Source organism: Weissella sagaensis, from assembly GCF_010306265.1.
GTDB lineage: Bacteria > Bacillota > Bacilli > Lactobacillales > Lactobacillaceae > Weissella > Weissella sagaensis.
On sequence record NZ_BLKA01000003.1, the window covers coordinates 18,142 to 42,791 of the forward strand.

19 protein-coding genes and 1 tRNA gene are annotated in these 24,650 nt (G+C 37.5%); 2 read left to right on the top strand and 18 right to left on the bottom strand.

Translation table 11 applies throughout. The features are described from left to right. Positions 1-141: 141 nt before the first annotated feature. The 12 genes from G7Y65_RS04165 to G7Y65_RS04220 form a co-directional block, all read right to left on the bottom strand. On the bottom strand, positions 142-1,875 hold the full coding sequence (locus G7Y65_RS04165) for a septation ring formation regulator EzrA (RefSeq protein ID WP_042492896.1): 1,734 nt from the start codon (positions 1,873-1,875) through the stop codon (positions 142-144). A 239-nt stretch (positions 1,876-2,114) separates the two neighbouring features. Next, positions 2,115-2,726 carry a 30S ribosomal protein S4 gene (rpsD, locus tag G7Y65_RS04170; protein WP_042492898.1) on the bottom strand — a complete coding sequence of 204 codons (612 nt, stop codon included), beginning with the start codon at positions 2,724-2,726 and terminating at the stop codon, positions 2,115-2,117. A gap of 233 nt (positions 2,727-2,959) precedes the next feature. Further along, positions 2,960-3,664 carry a GntR family transcriptional regulator gene (locus tag G7Y65_RS04175; protein ID WP_042492900.1) on the bottom strand — a complete coding sequence of 235 codons (705 nt, stop codon included), beginning with the start codon at positions 3,662-3,664 and terminating at the stop codon, positions 2,960-2,962. 5 nt (positions 3,665-3,669) lie between these two features. Further along, positions 3,670-4,845 (bottom strand): N-acetylglucosamine-6-phosphate deacetylase, encoded by a 1,176-nt coding sequence (gene nagA / locus G7Y65_RS04180; protein WP_042492901.1) that lies wholly within the window; start codon positions 4,843-4,845, stop codon positions 3,670-3,672. 249 nt (positions 4,846-5,094) lie between these two features. Beyond that, the gene (locus G7Y65_RS04185; RefSeq protein WP_042492902.1) at positions 5,095-7,080 is read right to left on the bottom strand and encodes an ABC transporter ATP-binding protein/permease; all 1,986 of its coding nucleotides are present in this window, start codon (positions 7,078-7,080) and stop codon (positions 5,095-5,097) included. A 134-nt stretch (positions 7,081-7,214) separates the two neighbouring features. After that, entirely contained in the window at positions 7,215-8,024 is an 810-nt protein-coding gene (locus tag G7Y65_RS04190) for an HAD-IIB family hydrolase (protein ID WP_165314664.1), read from the bottom strand. A 19-nt stretch (positions 8,025-8,043) separates the two neighbouring features. Continuing rightward, positions 8,044-10,575 (bottom strand): M1 family metallopeptidase, encoded by a 2,532-nt coding sequence (locus tag G7Y65_RS04195; RefSeq protein WP_042492904.1) that lies wholly within the window; start codon positions 10,573-10,575, stop codon positions 8,044-8,046. A gap of 134 nt (positions 10,576-10,709) precedes the next feature. After that, positions 10,710-10,781 (bottom strand) — tRNA-Glu (locus G7Y65_RS04200). A 76-nt stretch (positions 10,782-10,857) separates the two neighbouring features. Continuing rightward, a complete protein-coding gene (locus G7Y65_RS04205) occupies positions 10,858-11,649 on the bottom strand; it encodes a pyrroline-5-carboxylate reductase family protein (RefSeq protein WP_042492905.1) in 792 nt (263 codons plus the stop codon). A gap of 111 nt (positions 11,650-11,760) precedes the next feature. Then, positions 11,761-12,945 (bottom strand): FtsW/RodA/SpoVE family cell cycle protein, encoded by a 1,185-nt coding sequence (locus G7Y65_RS04210; RefSeq protein ID WP_042492906.1) that lies wholly within the window; start codon positions 12,943-12,945, stop codon positions 11,761-11,763. A 28-nt stretch (positions 12,946-12,973) separates the two neighbouring features. Then, the gene (locus G7Y65_RS04215) at positions 12,974-13,183 is read right to left on the bottom strand and encodes a DUF2969 family protein (protein WP_042492907.1); all 210 of its coding nucleotides are present in this window, start codon (positions 13,181-13,183) and stop codon (positions 12,974-12,976) included. A gap of 12 nt (positions 13,184-13,195) precedes the next feature. Continuing rightward, a complete protein-coding gene (locus G7Y65_RS04220) occupies positions 13,196-14,176 on the bottom strand; it encodes a rod shape-determining protein (protein WP_042492908.1) in 981 nt (326 codons plus the stop codon). A 182-nt stretch (positions 14,177-14,358) separates the two neighbouring features. Between G7Y65_RS04220 and G7Y65_RS04225 the strand changes: the two genes are divergently transcribed. Then, the gene (locus G7Y65_RS04225; protein WP_042492909.1) at positions 14,359-15,729 is read left to right on the top strand and encodes a UDP-N-acetylmuramoyl-tripeptide--D-alanyl-D-alanine ligase; all 1,371 of its coding nucleotides are present in this window, start codon (positions 14,359-14,361) and stop codon (positions 15,727-15,729) included. 48 nt (positions 15,730-15,777) lie between these two features. Here G7Y65_RS04225 and G7Y65_RS04230 read toward each other — a convergent pair whose 3' ends face one another. The 5 genes from G7Y65_RS04230 to G7Y65_RS04250 all read right to left on the bottom strand — a co-directional run bounded on the left by G7Y65_RS04230 (position 15,778) and on the right by G7Y65_RS04250 (position 21,689). After that, entirely contained in the window at positions 15,778-16,587 is an 810-nt protein-coding gene (locus G7Y65_RS04230; protein WP_042492910.1) for a Cof-type HAD-IIB family hydrolase, read from the bottom strand. A gap of 163 nt (positions 16,588-16,750) precedes the next feature. Further along, complete coding sequence (locus tag G7Y65_RS04235) at positions 16,751-17,707, bottom strand: ABC transporter permease (protein ID WP_042492911.1); 957 nt, start codon at positions 17,705-17,707, stop codon at positions 16,751-16,753. Between the two features lie 2 nt (positions 17,708-17,709). Then, on the bottom strand, positions 17,710-18,834 hold the full coding sequence (locus G7Y65_RS04240) for an ABC transporter permease (RefSeq protein WP_042492912.1): 1,125 nt from the start codon (positions 18,832-18,834) through the stop codon (positions 17,710-17,712). Positions 18,835-18,838: 4 nt separating this feature from the next. Continuing rightward, positions 18,839-20,389, bottom strand: coding sequence for an ABC transporter ATP-binding protein (locus tag G7Y65_RS04245; RefSeq protein ID WP_042492913.1), 1,551 nt, complete (start codon positions 20,387-20,389; stop codon positions 18,839-18,841). Positions 20,390-20,609: 220 nt separating this feature from the next. Next, complete coding sequence (locus G7Y65_RS04250) at positions 20,610-21,689, bottom strand: BMP family lipoprotein (RefSeq protein ID WP_042492914.1); 1,080 nt, start codon at positions 21,687-21,689, stop codon at positions 20,610-20,612. 437 nt (positions 21,690-22,126) lie between these two features. Here G7Y65_RS04250 and G7Y65_RS04255 point away from each other — a divergent pair, with 437 nt between their 5' ends. After that, on the top strand, positions 22,127-23,179 hold the full coding sequence (locus tag G7Y65_RS04255; protein WP_042492915.1) for an AI-2E family transporter: 1,053 nt from the start codon (positions 22,127-22,129) through the stop codon (positions 23,177-23,179). A 58-nt stretch (positions 23,180-23,237) separates the two neighbouring features. On the opposite strand, the gene G7Y65_RS04260 is transcribed toward G7Y65_RS04255, so the two are convergent. After that, a complete protein-coding gene (locus G7Y65_RS04260; RefSeq protein WP_042492916.1) occupies positions 23,238-24,569 on the bottom strand; it encodes a gluconate:H+ symporter in 1,332 nt (443 codons plus the stop codon). Positions 24,570-24,650: the final 81 nt, after the last annotated feature.

Here is a 24,650-nt window from a genome sequence, read left to right on the forward strand (position 1 = left end):
ATTTCATCTTTCCCTTAATTAAATACTAACAAATCATCAGCCATTTGTAAAGTTTTCATATAAAACGTAACTTTTAAAGGCGCTGTTTGACAACAAAAAACACTTTATCGAAACAAAATGTTTCAGATAAAGTGTTATCAATTATTCTTGTTCTAAATACTCCGCTTGCAACGTTGCTTGTTCTTGACGATACTGTTGCACAACACGATTGGTTAATCCTGGTTCAATTTGATCCAAAATAACCGCTAGTGTCTTCATTGATTGTTCATAATCATAGCTTGTCTCATAAAAGTAGCGTGCTTGTTGCGTCGACTGTGCAACCGCTGGATTATCACGATACATCAAAGCTTTTCGTACTAAACGTTCCGTAATCGTTGCCGCCTCAATCAAACTATCCGTTCGTTCTTGTAGCGTGTCTAAATCTGCTGTCACAATGCTTAATTGACGTAAAACATCATCCATATTCACTCGTGAAAATCCGAGTTGTTGTTTTACACGTTCTAATTCATCACTAACCGAATAAAAAATCGATAAGTACGTATCTGGCAATCCTGGTAAACCTTGCCGTTCAAACGAACGTTGAATCAATCGTAACTTATCAGCTAATAGCGTAACGCGCTTTTTTGATTGTTCCAACACCATTGGTAACTCCTGAAATGCTTGCCACATTGTCGTTTGTTCCTTGGCAATACGTTCAAGGTCAGTAAACATTGCCTCTTGTTGACTAATTAATGTTGAGAAAACTGCCTCATGACGGCTAATATGTTGTCTTAATTCTTCAAAATTAACTGTATTATTGCCTAATTGAATTTCCCAACTACGAATTTGGCCTAATTCATCTTTTGAAAAAACAAAATCTTGGTTCAAACGATCTAAACGCGCATATAATTCATGGTTTTGACGCTTATTTTGTGCCACATAACTTGTTAATTTTTCATTATTTTCCCAAACAATTTGCGCAGCTTTTGCTTCTTCGTCAAAAGTTTCATACAAAAGTTCAGTTTGTGCCTTCATTTTTGCAATTTCTTCTGTGGCTTTTTTCAACGTTAATTCTTGCAACAATTCTAACGCTGCTTGTCGTTGTTCCGCAATATTTGCTAATTGCTTTTCAATGTTAGTTTCAAATTTAAAGCCTTCTGCCGCCATTTTGTTATACGCATTTTGTAATTCATCAAGTTGGCCAGGTATCGTATCTGTTAATTCAGTATTAATCGTTGGAATTTGTTCAATACGTTGTTCTAGCTGATTCGTCTCCATACTCAATGTTTCATAAATACCAGCTGCAGTTGCGTGGTCACCCATTTCAGTTAAACGAGAAAATTCATCAAAGTCTTCTTCAAGTGATCCCAAAATTTCTTCCAATTTATCAATTGCTGGACCAAATGTGAAATTTTGTGATAATAATAACTTACGTAATTCTTGATACTTAGCTTCTAAATCTTTAACTGCCTGCTTATGTGCTTCATCTAATTGTTCTAGATCATTTAGACCTTGGTTAACAACATCTATTGTCGTCTCGGCTTCACGAATTTGACGTTGCAACTCCTTCATTCCCTGCGACGTTTTTAAAAAGTTTAATCCTTGTGAGTCAAACAACACTGTATTTGCTTTTAAATCGATACTATTAAATTCTGTTTTTTCCAAATGATTATATTTCGCTTCCAACAATTGAAATTGTTTCAAGGATTGTCCTGTCAAACTTAACTGGCGCCCCTTGATTAACCGATCACGCATTGGAATCTCAGTTAATTGTGCCTTTTTTTGAACTAACTTATTAACCTTACGCACCGTCAATCGTTGAGAGACAAAGATAATCAAATAAATGGCTGCAACTACAATAATCAAGCCAATTACAATATGTCCAATCTGTGTCATACTCTTTTATCTGGTGAACCATTGTCACCATACTCCTAACTTTCGGGAATTCTAATATGATTAGCGTACCACGTGACACACCATTCATGTTATTTTTTAATACGGTTTAGTGTTTATTTGTTGTTCTTTAACATTTTTTAACTTTTTATTGTATATATTACTGGATATACAAAAAAAGCCAAGACAAATGTCTTAGCTTTTTTGTATCGTTAAACCACATACCAATGTGATAATTAAAATTATCCAATACGGTTGTAGTACTCAACGATTAGTGATTCGTTGTATTCGTGATCCAACTCAGCACGTTCTGGTTCGCGAACCAAAGTTCCCTTTAGTGCATCCTTATCAAACTCAACGAATGGTAGAGTTCCAGCTTGTGCTTCAACAGCAGCTTGGATGTAAACGTTCTTTTGTGACTTCTCACGAACTGAGATTTCTTGTCCAACACTAACTTCGTATGAAGGAATATCAACACGCTTACCATCAACCAAGATGTGGCCGTGGTTTACAAGTTGACGTGCTTGTTGGCGAGTAGTTGCCAAACCTAGACGGTAAACAAGGTTGTCCAAACGACGCTCTAGCAATGACATAAAGTTATCACCGTGAGTACCCTTACGAACCTTACCTGCCTTCAAGAACAAGTTGTGGAATTGACGTTCAGTCAAACCGTAAGTAAAACGAACCTTTTGCTTTTCAGCTAATTGAATACCATAATCAGATGGCTTTGAACGACGTCCGGCACCGTGATCACCAGGTGCGTAGTTACGACGAGCAAGTTCTTTTCCAGTACCTGACAATGAAACGCCTAGACGACGTGACAAACGGTACTTAGGACCAGTATAACGTGACATATTAAAATGTCCTCCAGAATTTTTATTTTGTTGAATTCTAGAGAGTTGCCTCACATTCGTGCAATTTACCCAAACGTTCGCTGCTGCAGCGCAGTTACTGGTGTGTTCTCCGCCATTATTGAAACGGGTCGGTAAATTGTTGACGAGCTTGCGGACAACCCGCTGCAGTTTTCAACACTTCAAGTATTCTATCAAATTACTGAATAATACACAAGGATTAGTTACTTGAATCCTTATGATTTTTCCATGTAAAATTCAAAACGTGACCCAACATACTGCGTTTGAACATATTCAAAAGGGACATCTTTTTCATTGTAAGTGATTTGTCGCAATACTAAGACAGGGTCCCCGCGCTTAATGGCTAAATACTCTGACACACGTTCTTTAACTGCTGCTGCTGTCACAACTTGTTTTGCGCGCCCAATTTTCAAGCCCCGTTCTTTTGCTAATGTCCGGTACAATGAATCTGTCAATGCTTGGCGTGATAATCCCGTCACCAATGTTTCAGGAATCGCCGCCACCTCAAAGGCAATTGGCTCACCATCCCCATACCGCACACGTTCCATACGAAGTACTCGATCATTTTCATTTAACAATAATTGTTCTTGTTCTGAATTTGATGCACGCCCAATATGGAAGCTAACTGTCTTAGATGTTGCTTGTTTACCGGCATCTGCCATTAAATCAGTAAATGATGTAATGCCATTTAAATGCTCTTGTACTTTTTGTTCTGATACAAAAGTTCCTGAACCAACACGTCGCTCTAAAATACCTTCATCAACTAAGAGCATAATTGCTTGACGTAACGTCATTCGTGAAACACCAAACTGATCAGCTAATTCTCGTTCTGCTGGAATACGATCACCTGGGACCCAACGACCTGCATCAATAGCTTCATGAATTTCATCATGAATTTGAATATATACCGGAGAACCCATCTTCTTTACTCCTTTGTTTGCACACCATCTTGTTTAGAAAAACGACGTCCCATACTATAAGTTGCTGTTAATTCAGAAAAATCAGCGCTAAAGACATTTAAATCAGCATCTTTACCTTCTTCTAAAGTACCTTTAGTTGTTAAACCAAATTCAACAGCTTGATTAACCGACGCCATTTGAATAGCTTCATGGACTGTCGCACCTGTAAAAGCCATGATATTTCGGAATGCATCATCAAACTCTAACACTGATCCTGCTAACGTACCATCAGCTAACCGAGCTTGCTTATCTTTAACCCAAACCTTTTGACCACCCAGTTCAGACTCGCCATCACCCAATCCTTTAGCACGCATCGAATCTGTAATCAAGTCAATGCGACGTGCTGACTTTAATTTGTAAGCAAGGTTAACCATATCAGGATACACGTGGAACCCATCAACAATTAACTCCGTACGAATATTATCTTCTAACATGGCATGACCAGTTACGCCTGGCTCACGATGTGCCATCGGCCGTTGTGCATTATACAAATGTGTAATATGACTTGCTTTTGAATGTTGTTGTAAAAACTCTCGTGTTGCGTTGGAGTGCCCAATCGAGCCAATAATATTATGCTCAGCTAAATAATTTTCAAAATCAGCCACATTTGCTGCTTGTTCTGGTGCGTAAGTAATCAGACGCACTCGATTACCTGATAATTCATGCCACTTTTGCACTAATTCTTGACTAGGTGCAATAATATATTGTTCTGGTTGTGCACCTTTAAAATGTGGATTAATAAATGGTCCTTCCAAATGAACACCTACAATAGCAGGTTCTTGTTTAGCAGCTTCATTAATCGCCACCATTGCATTTGATATATTTTCTACAGATTGGGTCATCGTTGTTGGAAAAACCGATGTAATTCCCTCTGAAATTTGTCCATGAACCATATTAACGACATCTTGGGCATTACCGTCCATTGTATCAAATCCATATGCACCATGTGTATGAACATCAATAAATCCAGGCACAATCACTTTACGATCAGCGCGAATAACTTGATCATTCGCACTAATTATTAATTCTGCCATCATACCAATCGCTTCAATTTGTTTATCAAACCGTATATAAGCATCTTTTAGTAGTGGTTGATTATCATTTCCTGTATAAATAGTTGCGTGTGTTAATACTTTACTCATGATTATTCCCCTTATTCATTCAATGACACAAGCGGATAATGACCGTCTGAAATTCATCTCTAATCGTCTCTAAGTTTACACGGTCTATACCGATTTTTCTAGTCATCTCTTCTACAAAAAACATTAGCTAAAATATTTACTAAGATCAACCGTCACAACTTGTTAATTCGTAAACATATCAAAAGGTGCCAATCCACCATTTCAAAATGATAGATTAGCACCTTTCGTATATTATATACAGCTATTTAATTAATCTGCAGATAAAGCATCAATTGGATTCAATTTAGCTGCCCGACGAGCAGGCAATAATGCTGCTAGGAATGAAATAATCAACGCCAAAATTAACGTAACGAAAATATTACCAAATGAAATCTGAATCATATCAAACGATGCAATTTTATACAATGCATGATTCAATATGCCCCCTACTACAAAGGCCAATACAACTGCTAAGACGAAACTTGCCAAACCAATTAATACTGATTCTGAAGTAAATAAGCGACGAACATCTTTTTTACTTTCACCTAAAGCACGTAGAATTCCGATTTCCTTAGTTCGTTCTGAAACAGACATAAACATTGTTACAATGATCATCAATGCTGACACAATTAATGAAATTGCAGCAATAGCTGCCAATACATTAGTTGCTAATGACACAATCGTATTAATTGTATCTAGAATTGAACCAACGGTTATCGCTGAAAATGCGCGCTTACCATCACTGGTCTTAATGTTTTGCACTGCTTTTTGGAATGGCTTAACCGCATCAGCATCTTTTACACGAACAGTTGCAAACAATGCATTAGTTGCTGCACCAGTTTGCTCATACGTATCTTTAACTGTTTTGGCATCAACAACGTTGGCTGTTCCAGCTTTACCAGCATCGATTACACCTGAAATCTTCAAGTCTTTATTAATTGTCACTGGTGTTTGACCGTCATCTTTAACCGTCACCCAAGTAACATTAATATGCTTACCAACAACTGATTGCCAATCTTTTTTATCAAATTGCTTGGCAACTGTTTTCTTATCAACCAAAATTTCATTCTTGCCCGGCACATGTCCTGCCTTAATCAATTTCTTTTGATAAGTTGCCGACCAAGTTTGTACAGTCCCTAAATTATAATCTTTATCGTCTAACTTTCCCTTAACACCTGATAATTGGTATCCAGGTTGGACATTTTTAGCACCCTTCATCTGACGAATTTGTTTCATTTGCTGGTTTGAAATCGTTGTTTTTTCAATATCAACGCCACCTGCACCAGCCGTTGCTTGACCAACACCACCGTTACCATCATCTTCTTGATAACGTGCAACCGTAATGGCAGTTGGATTAGCTAATGAATTAACCTGATCGTTAATATAAGCTTTAACACCATTCCCCAAACCAGAAAATAGCATAACAGCAAATAAACCAATCGCTGTTCCTAACATAATTAATGAATTACGCCAAAAACTAAAAGTTAAATGTTTATATGCATTTCGATATGACGAACTTGCAGGCAATGGTCGATCAGATAGTCGATCAACATTTTCAGGCAACGCAAATGGTTCACGCAAACGTTGATCATTATCAATTTTCCCATCTGCCAAGTGCACAATCCGAGTTCCATGATCAGCAACATCTTGTGAATGCGTTACAGCAATAACCAAGCGACCTTCTGCAGCAATTTCATTTAAAATTTCTAAAACATCTGCTGTATTTTCTGCATCCAAAGCCCCTGTTGGCTCATCAGCAATAATCACTTGCGGGTCTGAAGCTAATGCTCGTGCAATCGCAACACGCTGCTTTTGACCACCAGATAATTGATTTGGATGCTTACGGATTTGTTCACCTAGGCCAACTCGTTGCAACAATTCAGTTGCCCGTTTTGTTTTTTCCGACTGTGACAATGTTGTCATTTCTAATGAAACTAACACATTTTCCAATACCGTTAAATGACTAATCAAGTTGTATGATTGATAAATGTACCCAATTGTGCCACGACGGTATGCATCTAATTGATTTTCTAAACGATGATCTAAAGTTTTGCCTTCTATTGTTACTGAACCATCAAATTCACGATCTAAACCACCAATAATGTTCATTAAGGTAGACTTACCACCACCAGATTCACCTAATATCGAGACAAACTCGCCTAACTCAAAGTCCAAGTCAATTCCCTTTAAAACAGGAAACTTTTCTTTGCCTAAATAATAAGATTTTTGAATATCTCTTAATTCTAAATATGCCATTTACACTCCTCCGAGTACTTGCTTATGCTACCACAATTATTGGCTAGTTTACGCTATTTAAAAGTCACCGTCAACAAACTTAACATTCTAAAAAAGATGTGTTATCTATTAAGCTTAGACAACACATCTTTTTATTATGCTATGATTTTTTCAATTTCAGCTAATACGCCATCGTGCTCATTATCATTTGTAACAACATGATAGCCGCGACCGAATAGTCGTTCGTCAGAATTTGGCATAATGTAAGTTTGACCTGCAAGCTGCATCATTTCCAAATCATTCATCCCATCCCCAAAAACGATCAAATCTGCAGGGTTAATATCGATTTGTTTAATCAGTTTAGCCAAACTGGTTGCCTTATTAACGCCATCCGCCAAAATATCGACAGTGCCATAACCAGAAGTCGTCACATGTAGTGGTAGACGATTATCGTCAACAACGTCAATAACCGCTTGTGCATTCGCTGATGAAAATGCACCCGTTACACTGACTAGCGGTTCTGTAATATCTGCTAAATGATCAACGACAATAATATTTGGATAAGCTTGGGTAACATCTGATTTAATGCCGTCAATATCATCTTCTAATCCAGCTAATTTATACATATTATTAGCCGAAAAAGCAATCACGCGGATAGCCGAAAATTCTGGTCTCAATAACAACGACTCCAATTTTGGCAATACCGCCGTATCAATATTTTGCTCATGCAATGTATCAGAACCATTAACTCGCCAGGTTGCCCCATTACCCGTTACCAAATGAACGCGATTAGCTAGTTTGCCAAATTTATTTTTAACCCACTTTTCATCACGACCAGTTGCAATCGCAAATTGATCACCATTTGCTGTTAACTTATCTAAAAGAGCCTCAAATCGTGGCTTATTAAAATGACGTTTGCCATCCAAAAATGTTTGATCTAAATCACTTACAAATAAACGCGTCATATTAACTTCTCCTTGTTAATTATGCTTCTTTACTAATTGCTTGGTGTACGGCTGTTTTTTCATCAGTAATTAAGGCCACACGACCCGCAATAACATTCACATCCATTGTGATTTCACGCCCTAATCCTGGTGTATCTAACTTTGGTTCAAAGAAATCTTTAAATTCGGCCAGCCTTTTTGCTGTCTTGAATACAGCTGCGGTCACCGTAATATACGTTGTAAATTCCATATCACCACCAACCGTCTTTTCCAACCATGCCCATTCATCACGCAACCAGTCCCAAGCTAATTGTTGCCCTTGATCATTGTTTAGGATACCACTGTACCATCCCCGGAGATCTTGTGGTTTAATCACATCACTATTTTTGAAAGAAGTGATGATTTCTTTAATCAGGTCAACATCCTTAGTCTTTGTCAAAGCTGTCATAATATCACGTTGATATCCACCGTCAGACGTTGTTTGATAATCTGATAATAATTGATCAAACAAAGCACGGTTACCATAACGCTTAACTTCATTAGCTAGAATATCAGCACGGACATCGGCCGGTAAAGCAACCAATGCTGCACGATTTGTCATAACTAATTCATGAGCTGAACTAATAGCGACTTCATTTTGTGCATATAAAGAAGCGTTCACAATAACTGGTCGACTCACTTGATTAGCGACTGCTTCATCAGACTGACCTTGCCATCCTAAACGTGTAAATTGATTGACACTTAATTGATTGACTAATTGCTGTAATTGACTTTCGGCCTTTGTATCAGCTGTGACGAACTTTTTCAGATTATTAACGACCTGATATAATGCCGTATTAACGACACCCGAGTGACTATTAGCAAAGCTGCGTAACAATGGTACAATGACCGCATATGAAATTTGACGTCCTTCAGCAAGCAGACGCAAATCCTGTAATAGCTGCAACTGTGTAATCGCATCTAAGTTATCAATATCAGACAAAATTTCCTGTAACAAATCTGGTTCATAATTAACAATAAAGTGTGCCGTATTACCAACATTCAAGCGGAATGGTGTGCCAGCATTCTGGCGCATTGTCTTGTAGTCACCTAAGACCAACTTGTTTGTCACCATTAATTCTTGTACAGCTGCATAGTTACTATTCAATGGAATTTGCCATTGACGTGCTTGATCAACACCATTACCAATAAAGAATTGTTGTTGTCTTACTTGTAATTGACCGTCAACCACTTCAACTGTTAACACTGGGTAGCCTGGTTGTTCCAACCAAGTATTCATCATTGTAGTCAAATCGATACCAGCTGCTTGACCAAGAGCTGCCCATAAGTCGGCACCCCGTGCATTACCATATTGATGCGCTTCAAAATATGCCTTTAAACCACGACGTAAAGCATCATCACCAATCAAAGCACGGACCATTACCAACATCCGTGATCCTTTTGCATACACGATTGCACCATCAAAAATGGCATCTATTTCTGCTGGCTCTTCAACTTGGACATGGACAGATTGAACCCCATCAGTCGCATCACGCTGGAGCGCTGATGCCGCTTCTGATGTTTGGAACAATTCCCAAATATGCCAGTCAGGTTCTAATGCATCAATAGCAACATATTCCATCATATTAGCAAAACTTTCGTTCAACCATAGATCATCCCACCATTGCATTGTTACCAAATCACCAAACCATTGGTGGGCCAATTCATGAGCAATAACAGTCGCAACCCGTTGCTTCATTTCTAATGAAGCATTGTTCTCATCAAGTGCCAAGTATGCTTCACGATACGTCACTAACCCCCAGTTTTCCATTGCACCTGCCGAAAAATCAGGCAAAGCTAGTTGCCAAGAATGTGGTAACGGATAGGGTGTTTGATAATAATCTTCAAAAAATTCAATTGCGCGTTTAGCAATATCTAACGCAAAATTTAATTCAGATGCTTGATGTGCCTTCGTTGAAAAAACGCCTACTTGGACACCACTCTTAGTTTGGGTCAATTTACTTTGCATATCACCAAAGGCAAAAGCAACCAAATAAGTTGACATTTTCACTGTCTCAGCGAAATAATGCACACCATCGATTACTTTTTCTTCCGGCATATTGGCAATAATCGTTTCGCCAGCTTGTTCATCATACTTAATTGCGAGTGAAAAAGTCGCTTTAGCAGCTGGTTCGTCAATACTTGGAAATGCTTGACGAGCAGCTGTCGTCTCAAACTGTGTGCCAATTAATTGTTTCTTTTCACCATTAATTTGATAGTATGAGGGATAAATGCCCATCATCGTATCAGTTAATGGTGCTGTATAATCAACGTAAATCGTCATTTCGCCAGTATGTGGTGCTGTAAACGCTATGGTTTCACTATCATCATCAACTGTCGCGTTCACAACTTGATCATCAATCATAACTCGTTGTACTGTCATAAATTTTTGGTGTAACAAAATTTCTGTCTGCTTAGCATTCCCTTTAATTGCTACCTTACCTGAAATATCTTTTGTCACCCGATTAATATCTAAATAAATATCATAATGTGTTGGTTGAAATATATCTACCAAACGTTGTCCTGCTACCATAAATCTATTATCCCCCTATCATTTATGACTAATAATCATATATGACCTATTTTAGCATAGTCTCTGCAAGCTTGATTGTCTTTCTAAGGCATAAAAAAAGGACTAACAAATTTAATGTTAGTCCTCTTAACTGATAGCTCATCAGGGAGTTGAACCCTGGATGCCGGTGTGAAAAACCGGAGTCTTAACCGCTTGACCAATGAGCCATTATTATTACGTTGCCTCAACAACATAAATAATAATACCAGTTTAAAAGATGTATTGCAAGCCTTTTTTTATTTTTTATTCAAACTCAGCATTTTTTGCCATTGTAGCAGCAATTGTGTCCAATACAAGTTGATTTAAATCACCTTTTTGTAAGACATCATAGCCTGCTGCAGTTGAACCACCAGGCGTCATAACTTCATTAGCAAGTGTCAGTGGCGTCTTTTTTGCTTGGATCATATGACGGGCAGTTCCAGCAACTGTTTGTTCAGCTAAACGTGCAGCAATTTCTTCAGTTAAGCCATTTTTTATTGCTGCTTGCTTAAGTGATTCAGTAAATGCAGCCACAAATGCTGGACCAGAGCCAGCTACTGCGCTAGCAGCACCAAAGTTTTCTTCAGCCAACTCATCAGTACGGCCAAATTCCAAAAAGAGTGCGGCCACAGCCCCCTTAATATCAGGATCCGTGTCTTTATCAAAAGCTAATGCAGTATACCCATACTTAACAGCGACATTAACATTTGGTAGAGCACGCGTAATAATTAACTGTGCACCTAACGCTTCATGCAACTGTGCTAAGGAAATGCCACCTAAAACAGATGCGACAATCACACTAGGTTTCATTAAAATAGCTGGTTGCAACGTTTTAGCTGTTGCTGCTAATTGGTCTGCTGGTGTTGCTAAAACCACTAAATCTGATTTTAGCCAGACTGCCATCGCCGAATCTTCAGCCGTAATTCCCAACTCATTTGCGACTTTTTTACCAGAATTTGGTGAATATACAGTTAATTGCACTTCAGGATTACCAGACCATCCTTGTATCATAGCTTGTGCCATATTACCTGCACCAATAAATCCAATTGTAAGCATACTATACTCCTTTATTACTTTCGTTATTTTTTATCATAACATAGCCCCTATTATTGCAAAAGAAAAGTGAGTTAAAGCGTTTAAATAGCAACCACTTTAACTCACTTATTATTATGAAAAGCCTTCACGTTCAGACAATGAAAATGATTTATTATGATAGCGCATTGACATAATCAAACCAATACCAATCATATTACCAATTAATGCCGAACCACCTTGTGAGATAAACGGCAATGGAATTCCTGTTAATGGTACTAGCCCAATGTTCATACCAATATTTTCAAAGATATGGAACAATAGCATCATCACAACACCAGTTGCAATGTAAGCATAAAATTGGTTCGATGAATCAAAGACAACTTGAATAATTTGGTATATCAACAAGAAGTACAAGATAAGCAACAACACGCCCCCAACAAAGCCAAAGTTTTCACCAATAACCGAAAAAATCATATCAGATTCGCGTACTGGTACATCAACATGTGACACATTAAATCCTGTACCCGTAATACCACCAGACCCAATCGCTTTAATTGATTGCCACAATTGGTAAGCCCCATTAGACGTATCATTTTGTGGATTTAACCAGGCATCAATACGTGTAAATTGATAAGCCTTAAACCCAATATTTTCTAGCATATGACGACCCCAAGTTTGTGTCACTAACAAAATAGCAACCGAACCTAGCGCCCCAACAAAAGCAATAATTGGTCCCAGAATTAACCATGATAGACCAGACACCAACGTCATACCAAAAACAACTGCAATAAAGACTAAATTAGTTCCAAAATCGCTACCATTAACAATCAATACGGGCACTGTCCACAACATGATTTTTAATAGTAAACGCCAGTCTGATTTCATTGTATGTGTCGGATTAGCAATATTATGATCAGTAATAACACGTGCTAGCATGATAATGAAAGCTGGTTTCATTATCTCAGCTGGTTGGAATGTTACTGGTCCAATTGCAAACCACTTACCACCAGTACTCTCGTAATAAGCTTTCGAATAAAAGAACAAGACAGCTACCATCAACAGCATTCCGACTCCAAAAGCGTATGGCGCAATTCGCCATAATTGCTCTGAATCAAATTGCATTAAAATAGCAACGCCAATGATACCAACAATATAATAGGCTAATTGCAAAACAACCATCCTAATTACATTAACACCTGCATCATGTGTCCCTGCGACATACAATGAAGCCAAGCCAATCAGCGCTAACATCATGACAACAAAGATGATTGACCAATCAATTTCACCACCATCTTTTGAGAAAAAACGTTTAAGCATGTTTCCCCCTTTTTATTGGTTCATTATATTAATGATGTAAATTATATTCAGCAAGCAGACTAGCAACTGCGTTATCAAAATTATCTGCTGTTTGTGTGTGACCATCAGCAAAAGTTACCACAAGCGGCGAATCTTTTTCATCAACAGTCCCCAAGATCACTTTGTTAATGATGATTTGCGAAACACTATCATCAAGTTCATTTATTTCAACAGCAACTGGTTTATTTTTACGCGCCATATTTTACCTTCCTTATTTTGCATGCATATGCGCAAGAAGCTTACCTGCTCCTTTAGCAACATTATCCAACGGTTTGTCAGAGATCATTACGGGTACCCCTAGGTGTTGGGCAATTAAGTTATCAACACCTCGTAGCAAGGCACCACCACCTGTTAACACAATACCACGATCAATGATATCAGATGCTAATTCAGGTTGAATACGCGATAACACTTCATGAGCAGCATCAACAATTAATGATAAAGTATCATGCATTGCTAGCTCAACTTCATTGGCATCTAACGTAATTGTTCGCGGCATCCCCGTAAAGGCATCACGACCACGAACATCCATTTTTTCCGGTTCATCCAATGGATTAGCCGTACCAATTTGAATTTTAATTTGTTCAGCAGTACGTTCACCAATCTGTAAACCATGATCATTTTTAACCATCATTGTAATATCAGTGTTCATTTTGTCACCAGCAACGCGAATTGACTCTGATGTTACAATATCGCCAAGTGACAAAACTGCAATATCCGTTGTACCACCACCCATATCGATAACCATCGATGCAATGGGTGAAAAAATATCTAACCCAGCGCCAACTGCAGCAACTTTTGGCTCATATTCTAAATAAACTTTACCACCGCCAGACTTTTCAGCAGCACCCATAATTGCTTTACGTTCAATACTTGTGATATTAGTTGGCGCACAGACCATGATATTTGGTCGTGCCATGATGCCTTTAACATTTAATTTTGACATAAACCGTGACAGCATCGCTTCAGTCATATCAAAATCAGAAATAACACCATCTTTTAATGGACGAACGGCTCGAATATTACCTGGCGTACGGCCCACCATTTGATAAGCCTCCGTCCCAACTGCTAGAATTTTTTCTGTTTTCGTATCAATTGCCACCACAGATGGTTCATTTAAAATGATTCCCTCTCCATCAACATAAATCAGCACATTTGCCGTTCCTAAATCAACGCCGATTTCTTTGGCCATGAATTTCACCTCTTGTTTTGTATCGAGCAAGCTCGTCCAAATTTCTAAATACTATCTTTAATAGTATAAACCATACGCAAAAAAAAATCTTGCAAAATCCGCATCCATTCACTTTGATTGCCGGCTGTTTGCGAACATAGTAAAATGATAATTAACAAAAAACATCTAAAGGACTGAAAAAAATGAAATTAAAACTTAACGAAATGGCTACCATTTTAAATGCGCCTATTCAAAATAAAGCTGATGTATTTATTACTAACACAACTTTTGACTCACGCCAAGCAACGCAAAACAGCTTATTCGTTCCCTTGGTTGCTGACAATGATGGCCATAACTATATTGCCTCAGCTAAAAAAAACGGTGCTAGTGTTGCACTTTGGCAGGCTGACCATCCTGATGTGCCAACTGATATTCCTGTCATTATTGTCCCAGATACTTTGGCAGCCTATCAACAATTAGCCAATTACTACCTTAACCAGGTTAACCCTAAAGTTGTCGCCGTTTCTGGTTCAAATGGTAAAACAACTACCAAAGATTTTATCGCTGCAATTGGTCAAAAAAAGTATCGTACTGTTAAAACACCAGCTAATTTCAATAATGAAATTGGGGTTCCGCAAACAATTTTATCAATGCCAAATGATACTGAACTATTAGTCATCGAAATTGGTATGGATCACCCTGGTGATTTAGATTTTCTATCAAAGCTTGTTGAACCTGATATCGCTTTATTGACCATGATTGGTGAAGCGCACATTGAATTTTTCAAGACACGTGCGCGTATTGCTGACGGAAAGATGGAAATCATTAACGGCTTGAAGAAAAATGGTCATTTAGTCTTTAACGGTGACGAGCCCTTGCTTAATGAACGCGTTGCACAACACGCTACGCTAAATTATGATTCATTCGGTTTAACAAATAGCAACGACCTATTCGCTAGTGAAATTGAAATGACCCCTTTACAGGCTAGTTTCGTCACAAATCAAAGCACACAACGTTTTACAATTCCATTAACTGGTAAATACAACGTTGCCAATGCTTTAGCCGCTATTAGTGTTGGTCATCTATTAAATATTACTGATGAACAAATTGCAACTGCCCTATTAGATGCACCGATTACTGAAAACCGTACTGAATGGTTAGTTGGTAATTTTGGCGGCAAAATTCTATCTGATGTTTATAATTCTAATCCAACTGCAGCTAAAGAAGTCTTGAATTTCTTTGCTGAAGTTCCAACTACTGGTCACCGATTTGCCGTAATTGGTGACATGTTACAACTTGGCGAAGCTTCAGCAGCTTTACATGCTAGCGTCGCTGATAGTTTAGATCCTGATAAAATTCAACGTGTTTATCTTGTCGGCGAAGAAATTGCACCATTAGAAGATGTCTTACGTGACATCTATCCAGCTGGTAGTGTTAAACGTTATGCTATCGACGACCAAGAAACACTACTAAAAGATTTATTAAATGATCTTTCTGCTAACGATATGATCATGTTGAAAGGATCACACGGTGTTCACCTTGAAAATATTGTAAAACAGATGACAACTAATTAAATATACTAAATAAGCCACCCTAATTTAAAATTAAGGTGGCTTATTTTTTTAATCTAGATTAAAGTATGACTTTAAATATGCTGCAACTCCGTCTTCAGTGTTACTTAGCGTTTCAGCTGTGGCGACTTTCTTTATTTTAGGAATCGCGTTCCCCATCGCAACACCGACACCAACTTGTTCAATCATCTCATAGTCATTTTCTTCATCCCCAAATGCCATTACATTTTCAAGTGATTCATCAAAATGAGCCATTAGTTGCGTCAATCCTCGCGCCTTGTTAACATCCTTTGGTAAAAATTCTAATAATTCTGGACGTGAAGGGACAATATGTAACATATCAGTTAAAGCCCCTGGCAAACCTGCGCGTACTTCCTTTATCTTATCAGCCGGCGCTGAGCATACCACTTTACCAAAATTTTGATTATCTGGTAATTCGTCAAATGTGACATCTGAAAAATTCAATGCATTGCCCATAAAATCTTCATAATCAGATTTACCTAATGCTGTCAATGAATACACCTGATCCGGCCCAATAACATCAAGTGGGTAATTTCTTACTTGTGCATCAGCATACAAAGCAGCAACATTTGTTTTATTTAAAGTTGTTTGATCTAAAACAGTTTGCGTTTGATTATGTTGTACCAAACCACCATTAAAAGTAATTGCATAATCTCCTGCTTCAAATAATGCCAGTTGTTTTAATAATTTTTGAATTCCTTGGATTGGCCGACCAGTACATAAAACAATCCGCTTACCATCATGATGCAGCTGTTTTAAAACCCGTTCATTTTCACTTGAAATCTCTTTATTAGCGTTCAATAAGGTATTATCTAAATCTAATGCAATGGTTGTTATCATATTTTCCACCCTCTTAATTATTTATTATTACCAATCCTATTATAACAATAAACGGCCTGTACTAAAGGCCACCAAATTCAATAAGAATTTAGTGGCCTCAAACATAACTATTTAAACTAATATTTTTGCCTTATTTTGTAAAACGCAAAACAGCTATTAATCATTAAACTGACTTAATATAATTAACACCATCAGCAGCTGGTGCCTTTGATTTAGCAAAGAAGATAACCAAAATTAACACGGTAAATACATAAGGCGCAATTTGTAGATAAACAGCTGGAATTTGATTAACAACTGGTAATTGTGCGCCAACGATGGCCATTGATTGTGAGAAACCGAAGAACAAAGCTGCGGCCATAGCCCCAACAGGATTCCAACGCCCAAATATCATTGCGGCCATTGACATGTAACCTTGCCCCACAATGGTTGACGCTGAAAAATTACCGGCAATTGATTGTGCAAACAAGGCACCACCAATACCACCTAAGATACCTGAAATTAAGACACCTGAATAGCGCAAAGCATAAACATTTAACCCTAAAGTATCAGATGCTTGTGGATTTTCACCCACTGAACGCAAACGTAATCCAAAACGCGTTTTAAACAATAGCCATGAAGCAACAAAAGCAATTGCAATTGCTACCCAGGCTGTTGATGATGTTTTTGTAAACAACACTGGACCAATGAATGGAATTTTGCTTAACCCAGGAACATTCCAATAACCAAAGTTTTCTGAAATCATTGATGTTTGACCCTTACCATACATCAACTTAATAATGTAGACACCCAAGGCAGGAGCCATCAAGTTCATAACCGTACCTGACACAATGTGATCAGCACGTAATGTAATAGTTGCCACAGCATGAATTAACGAGAACACCAAGCCGACAACGGCACCAGCAATCAACCCCAACCATGGTGTTGCGCTACCAAACTGATCAGCAAAACTAAGATTAAAGACAACTCCAGCAAAGGCTCCCATAATCATGGTTCCTTCAAGTCCCACGTTAACGATACCTGAACGTTCTGAGAAAGTTCCACCTAGCGCAGTAAAGATTAACGGCGCTGAGTAAACCAATGTACTTGAAATCACTAATTGTAAAATCGTTTCCACACTCATGATTACTTGGCCTCCTTTTTGTTAAGTTTTGTTGTTTTTTTATTCTTATCTTTTTTACGCTTTGATTTGCTATCGTCTTCATCAAGTTTAACCAAAATTAAACGAATTAAGTAGTTAGCACCAATGAAGAAAATAATAGCTGCTGTAACAACTGAAACCAATTCAGTTGGTACACCGGTAGCCAATGGCATTCCAAGACCACCAACGGATAGAACTGAAAACAAAAAGGCGGCAAACAAAATACCTATAAATGAACCCGATGCTAGCAATGCAACGGCCATACCATCATAACCAACTTGTGGTGCTGATGATTGTGAGAAGATATTTAGATAAGTTCCCAAGCCTTCAGTTGCACCAGCTAAGCCAGCTAATGTACCAGAAATAGTCATTGCCATAATAGCATTACGCTTAGCTGACATACCTGCATATCGAGCTGCATCCGGATTCAAACCAACAGCTTGAATTTCAAATCCTAACGTGGTCCGTTTCATCACAAACCAAATACCAAATAAAGCGACAACTGCAATGATAAACCCAATGTTAAATCGTGACCCGCCTGTTAAGTTAGACAAAAAATCCCAGCGTAATGAATCCGTTGTCGATAATGTTTTAGTCATATCCGTTGTGGCCATCAATTTTTGTGGCAAACCTTGAACAACTGCATTACCACCATACAAAACAATATAATTTAACATAATTGTTGTAATAACTTCTGAAGCCCCAAATTGCGCACGTAACCAACCTGGAATAAAGCCCATTACGGCTCCACCTGCTGCACCAATAATGACAGCAGCTGGAATCAAAATCCAAGGATTCATACCTTGATTAGCTAATACAAACCAAGTTGATGCAATCCAACCTACCCAAACTTGACCAGAAAGTCCAATGTTAAAGAACCCAGCTGATTGGGCAACCAAAAAACCAGCTGCCGTCAAGATTAATGGGGTCATTGCGCGTAAGACTTCACCAATATTTAATGAAGATCCTAAGGCCGATTGAACGAGACTAACATACCCAGTAACTGGATTAAATCCTGAAATAAGCATAATCACCGCACCAACTATCAAACCAAAGAAGACAGCTAAGCCGGCAACGAGCCCTGTACTATATGAATTAATTTTATTCACGAGATTATTCTCCTGCTAATTGTGCCCGAGCTTGATCTAATGACATCCCTGCCATTAACAATCCTAACTCATTTTTTGAAGTTTCATTTGCGTTCACAATACCTGTTATTTCACCGTGTGAAATAACAGCAATACGATCGGCAACATTCAAAATTTCATCTAATTCAAAACTCACTAACATGACTGCTTTATCTGCATCACGTTGATTAATTAATTGTTGATGAATATATTCAATGGCCCCGACATCCAACCCACGTGTTGGTTGCGCTGCTATCACAAAATCTGCATCACGATCTAATTCACGAGCGATAATAGCTTTTTGCTGATTACCACCCGACAATGAACCAGCTGTTACTAATTCATTAACCGTACGCACATCAAACTTCTCAATCAAATCACGAGCATGTTGATTAATGGCATTGTAATCAAGAACACCCATTTTTGAAAGTGGTCGTTTATAATATGTTTGCAAGGCAATATTTTCAGCTAAAGTCATGTCTAATTCCAAGCCAAAACGATGCCGGTCCTCTGGAATATGAGCAACGCCAGCTTCCGTTATCTGACGCGGCTTTTTATTTGTAATATTTTTCCCGTGTAGCACAACTTTTCCAGAAGTAACTGGCATCAAGCCCGTAATGGCTGAAATAAGTTCAGATTGTCCATTACCGTCAATCCCTGCAATTCCCAAAACTTCACCAGCTTTAAAATCAAGGCTTAAATCTTTAACAGCTGCTATACCACGGCTATCTTTAACTGTTAGGTGCTCTAATGAGACTACTGTATTCTTAGGGTTCGCCGGTGTTTTTGCTGTATCATATAGTGATACGGAACGTCCAACCATGATATCAGCCAATTCTTGTGATGACACCCCAGCAACTGGAAATGAATCAATTGATTTACCACGACGAATAACTGTCACTTGATCAGCAACTGCTTTAATTTCATCTAATTTATGTGTAATCAAGATAACTGATTTACCTTCAGCTGCTAAATGACGCATAATGTTCATCAATTCATCAATTTCTTGTGGTGTCAGTACTGCTGTCGGCTCATCAAAAATCAAAATATCAGCGCCACGATATAATGTTTTTAAAATTTCAACACGTTGTTGCATCCCCACTGAAATATCACCAGCTAAGGCTTGTGGATCGACATCTAAGCCGTATTGTTCTGATAAATTTTTAATATCCTGTGTCGCTTTTTTGATATTTAGGTTCATACCGTTAACAGGCTCTGACCCTAACACGATATTTTCAGTTACTGTAAAAGCATCAATCAACATAAAATGTTGGTGGACCATCCCTATACCTAATTCGGCTGCTTTTGCAGGACTATCAACAATTGTTTTTTGACCATTAATTAAAATATCACCTGAAGTGGGCTGTAATAAACCAGATAACTGATTCATTAAAGTTGACTTACCCGCACCATTTTCACCAAGTAAGGCATGAATTTGACCACGTCTTACTTGTAAGTTAATGTCATCATTTGCTCGAAACTCACCGAATTGTTTCACGATATTGTGCATCTCAAGCACAATTGGCTCATCTGCCATATTTTCTTTCTCCCTGAAAAAATTTCTAACTTACCGATCATAAACTCAATATATAAGAGTCATTTTACATATATTCAAGTCGTTTTACTAGTATCCAACACAAAATAATTCGCCTTTTAATATTCTTGTTACATAACTTTTATAATATGCTAACTAACAGTCAAAAAAGCCGAACATTAATTTGTTCCGCTTTTTTGACAAATTATTATGACTAATGTTCTTAATTTACCTTACTAGGTACCTTAACTTCATCAGATTTTACAGCATCTTCAGCTTTTTGAACTGCTTGCTTTTCTTTATCATTCAAATTAGCTGTTGTTAATCCTACACCATTATTCTTCAAACCAAATGTAACAGTCTTACCACCAGGGAAATCACCCTTCATTGCTTGGTTGGCAATTTTAACAATTGAACTTGGAATTTTCTTAACTGCTGAAGCCATGGTTAAGTTAGATGCATCACCATTCTTAGCCTTGTATGCACCTTGATCTTTTTGATCCATATCCACACCAATTACCCAGGCTTTGTTTTTATCATTGGCAGGTAGTTTTGTATCAATATCTTTAGCGGCTGTAAACACTGAATTTCCAGCTGGTCCAGCAGCTTGGAAAATAATATGTGAACCAGATGTATACATCGCATCAGCAATTGTTTTTGATTTAGCCGTGTCCGTAAATGATTCAATATATTGCACATCAACCTTCATATTTGGATCAACAGACTTAACACCTGCAGTATAACCTGCTTGGAACGCTTTAATTGTTGCTGAACTCATACCACCAATAAAGCCAACCTTATTGTCACCTAATTCTTGTGCTTTTGTTGCTGCAGCAACACCTGCTAAGTATGATGCTTCGTGTTGTTTAAACATCATTGATGCCACATTTTTCAATGGTTTCTTCGCAACATCATCAATCAACACATAGTTAGTCTTTTTATTTTTTGATGCTGAATCAACCAAAGCATCATTTGTTGCATAACCAACTCCAATTAGCAAATTATAGTTAGCTGAAACTCCTTGTTGGAAGTTAGGTGCAAAATCAGCATTTGTTTTTGAAGCAAAATAATTGTAACCGTCTTTACCTTTAGTTAAATCATGTGATTTACCCCAATCAGTAACACCTTTCCAGGCCGATTGGTTGAATGAGCGATCATCCACACCGCCAACATCAGTTACCATGGCAACTGAAAAATCTTTTTTATCAGTACTTGTGTCCTTATTACCCAGTACCGTTGCACCAACACCAGCTATAATAACAACTGCAACTCCACCAATTACTAAATTACGACGTGAAACCATGTTTCATTCTCCTCAACTTTCATGCATCACTATTTGCTTAATTCGTTTGGTTAACAATTCGGTTAACAAAACGTTTATCGTTAATTTCTTTGACTAGTATAGCTTGTCACGCCGTCATGTGCAATCTATTATTGTTAGTTTTTTATAACATTAGTAAAACGTTTTACATGGTTTTATCCTGTTTATTAAATAAAAAAGCGAATAAACCACACTACGAAATTAAAAATGTTTGGCATAAAACGTTTTAATTTCGTAGTGTGTTATTTTCTTAACGTTACTATTCGTTAATTTTTTTGTTTACAATTAGATAACAAATAATTTTTATGTTCTTTCTCATGCGTTTAATCCATTAGTTATCGACATGCCTCCTCACGTGTTATTTTTTTAAAACATGCGTATAATGAGAAATAGTTATTAAAAATTTAAGGAGTACATACGTGAACGATTTAAAAGCATTATTTAAACGAGTAGATGTTCAAAAGTTAATTGCTTTAATTTTTATTTTAGCTATTTTATACGTTATCAAAGATTTAATTAGCATTGTCCTCTTAACCATTATTTTTAGTTACTTAGCGATTAAAAGCGCTACTAAAATTAAGCAATGGACTAAAATCCCCTATGGTTTTTCTGTTTTACTTTTCTTTATCGTCTGTTTAGTTGTTTTGGGAATGTCGATTACCTTTATCATGCCAACCTTGATTGAACAATTTGCGGTTATTCCTGATGAAGTGATGAAATTTATTCAAAACTTTCCTGATGTCAAAAAGTATCTAGACGAAACATATCAGAATTTGGATTTGTTAACTGAAGTGACTAAAAATTGGCAAACACTATTGGCAAGTGGTTTAGATACCATTACGGCTATTAGTGGTGTCCTATCAAAAATTGCCTTATCTATCTTTTTGAGTTTTATTTGTGCCATTTCATGGACCAAGCTTCAAAAATTTGGCACTAAGTTTTTAAACTCAGAATATCCTGTTTTTTTCAAACATGTTTACGATCTAAGTAGTACTTTTATTCTCATTTTAGGTAGTGTCATTGAGGTGCAGTTAACGATTGCTTTTATTAACACAATCCTAATGGTGATTGGTTTGAGCTTGATTAAAGTGCCAAGTATTATGGTGATGGCTTTATTGATTTTTATTTTAGGTCTAATCCCAATTGCCGGTGTGATTATTTCATTAATTCCGTTAAGCATTATTTCATTTGCTGCCTTGAGTTGGACGGGTATGTTTGAAGTTTGGGCTTTAGTTGCTGTTATCCATTTGTTTGAGTCGTACTTTTTGCATCCACGTTTGATGGCTAATCGTACCGAGTTACCAATCTTTTTGACCTTTGCAACCATCATTGTCATGGAACACTTGTTAGGTGCATGGGGATTAATCATTGGTATTCCAATTGTGGCATTCATTTTAAGTATCTTAGGTGTACAAGATGCACCTGTTGGTAAACCAAAAGACATTAATGCAAAACAAAAAGCTCAAGATTGACATCACGTCGCTCCCAAGCTTTTATTACCAGGATAGATAACTATCCTGGTTTTTTTATTTAAACAAATAATGATAGAACAAGCACTGATCCTAAACCAGCTACTGCCAACACACTAGTCAAAGTTGTCCATGATAATAATGTTTCCTTTAGTGATAAGCCAAAGTACTCCTTGATCATCCAGAAACCAGCATCATTAACGTGATCAGCAAAGACTGAACCAGCACCAATTGCCAAGACAATCAAAGCAGGGTTAATAGTTGATGAAGCAACTAATGGTGCAATCAACCCAGCAGCTGTAATTCCAGCAACAGTTGAAGAACCTAGACTAACACGCAAAACAGCCGTGATTAACCAAGCAGCAATAATTGGTGACATTGAAGTACCAGCAAATAATGCTGAGACATAATCTGAAATACCACCTTCGATAAGTACCTCTTTCAAGGCACCACCACCACCAATGATTAGTAGCATCATCGCAATTTGCTTAATTGATTCTGTCAAAGTATTACCAATATCTGTCATCTTAACATGGCGCATCACACCCATTGTGAATACAGCAAAGATTAATGACAATAACATAGCAATATCTGGACTACCAATAAATGTGATTGTTTGACCAATAACTGACTTAGTAGACAAGAATGGTTCTAAAATTGTAGCAATTCCAATCAAGATAACAGGCATCATTGATGTTAAGATACTAATACCAAAACCTGGTGTTTCTTCAATCTTAAATGTCTTGAATTCCCCAAAAACGTTTGGTGTTTCCTTATGATAAACACTTGGATATACTTTTTTCAAAACAATATTGAAAATAGGTCCTGCGATAATAATAGTTGGAATAGCTGCAATAATTCCAAGTAGCAAAACTTGACCAATACTTGCATTAAATACCCCTGCAACAGCTGTTGGTGCCGGATGAGGTGGCAAGAATGCATGCGCTGTATTCAGCGTGGCAGCCATTGGAATACCAAGGTATAGTAATGGAATTTTAAGCTCGCTGGCAATCACAAACAAAATTGGTAGCAATACAACTAAACCAACTTCAAAGAATAGTGCAATTCCAACAATAAATGAAGCTAGAATGATGGCAATTTGAATTTGCTTGCGACCAAATTTTTGAATCAAAGTATTTGCAATTCTGTACCCACCACCAGTATCAGAAACCAACTTTCCGATCATTGATCCAAGACCAAAAACAATTGCTAAATGGCCTAACTGACCACCAATTCCTGTTTCAATAGCTGGGCCAATTTTATCGACCGGAATTCCCAACACAAGTGCTAAAAATACAGCTGTCACTAACAATGAGACATAGGTGTTTAGTTTGAATTTGACAATTAATAAAATCAATAAAACAATGCCTACGAAAACCCAAAATAATGGCATAATAATTTCTCCTTAAGATAACGATTAAAATATCAATAAAGTATTAATAATACCGTTCACAATCAAAACGGTACATTTAAT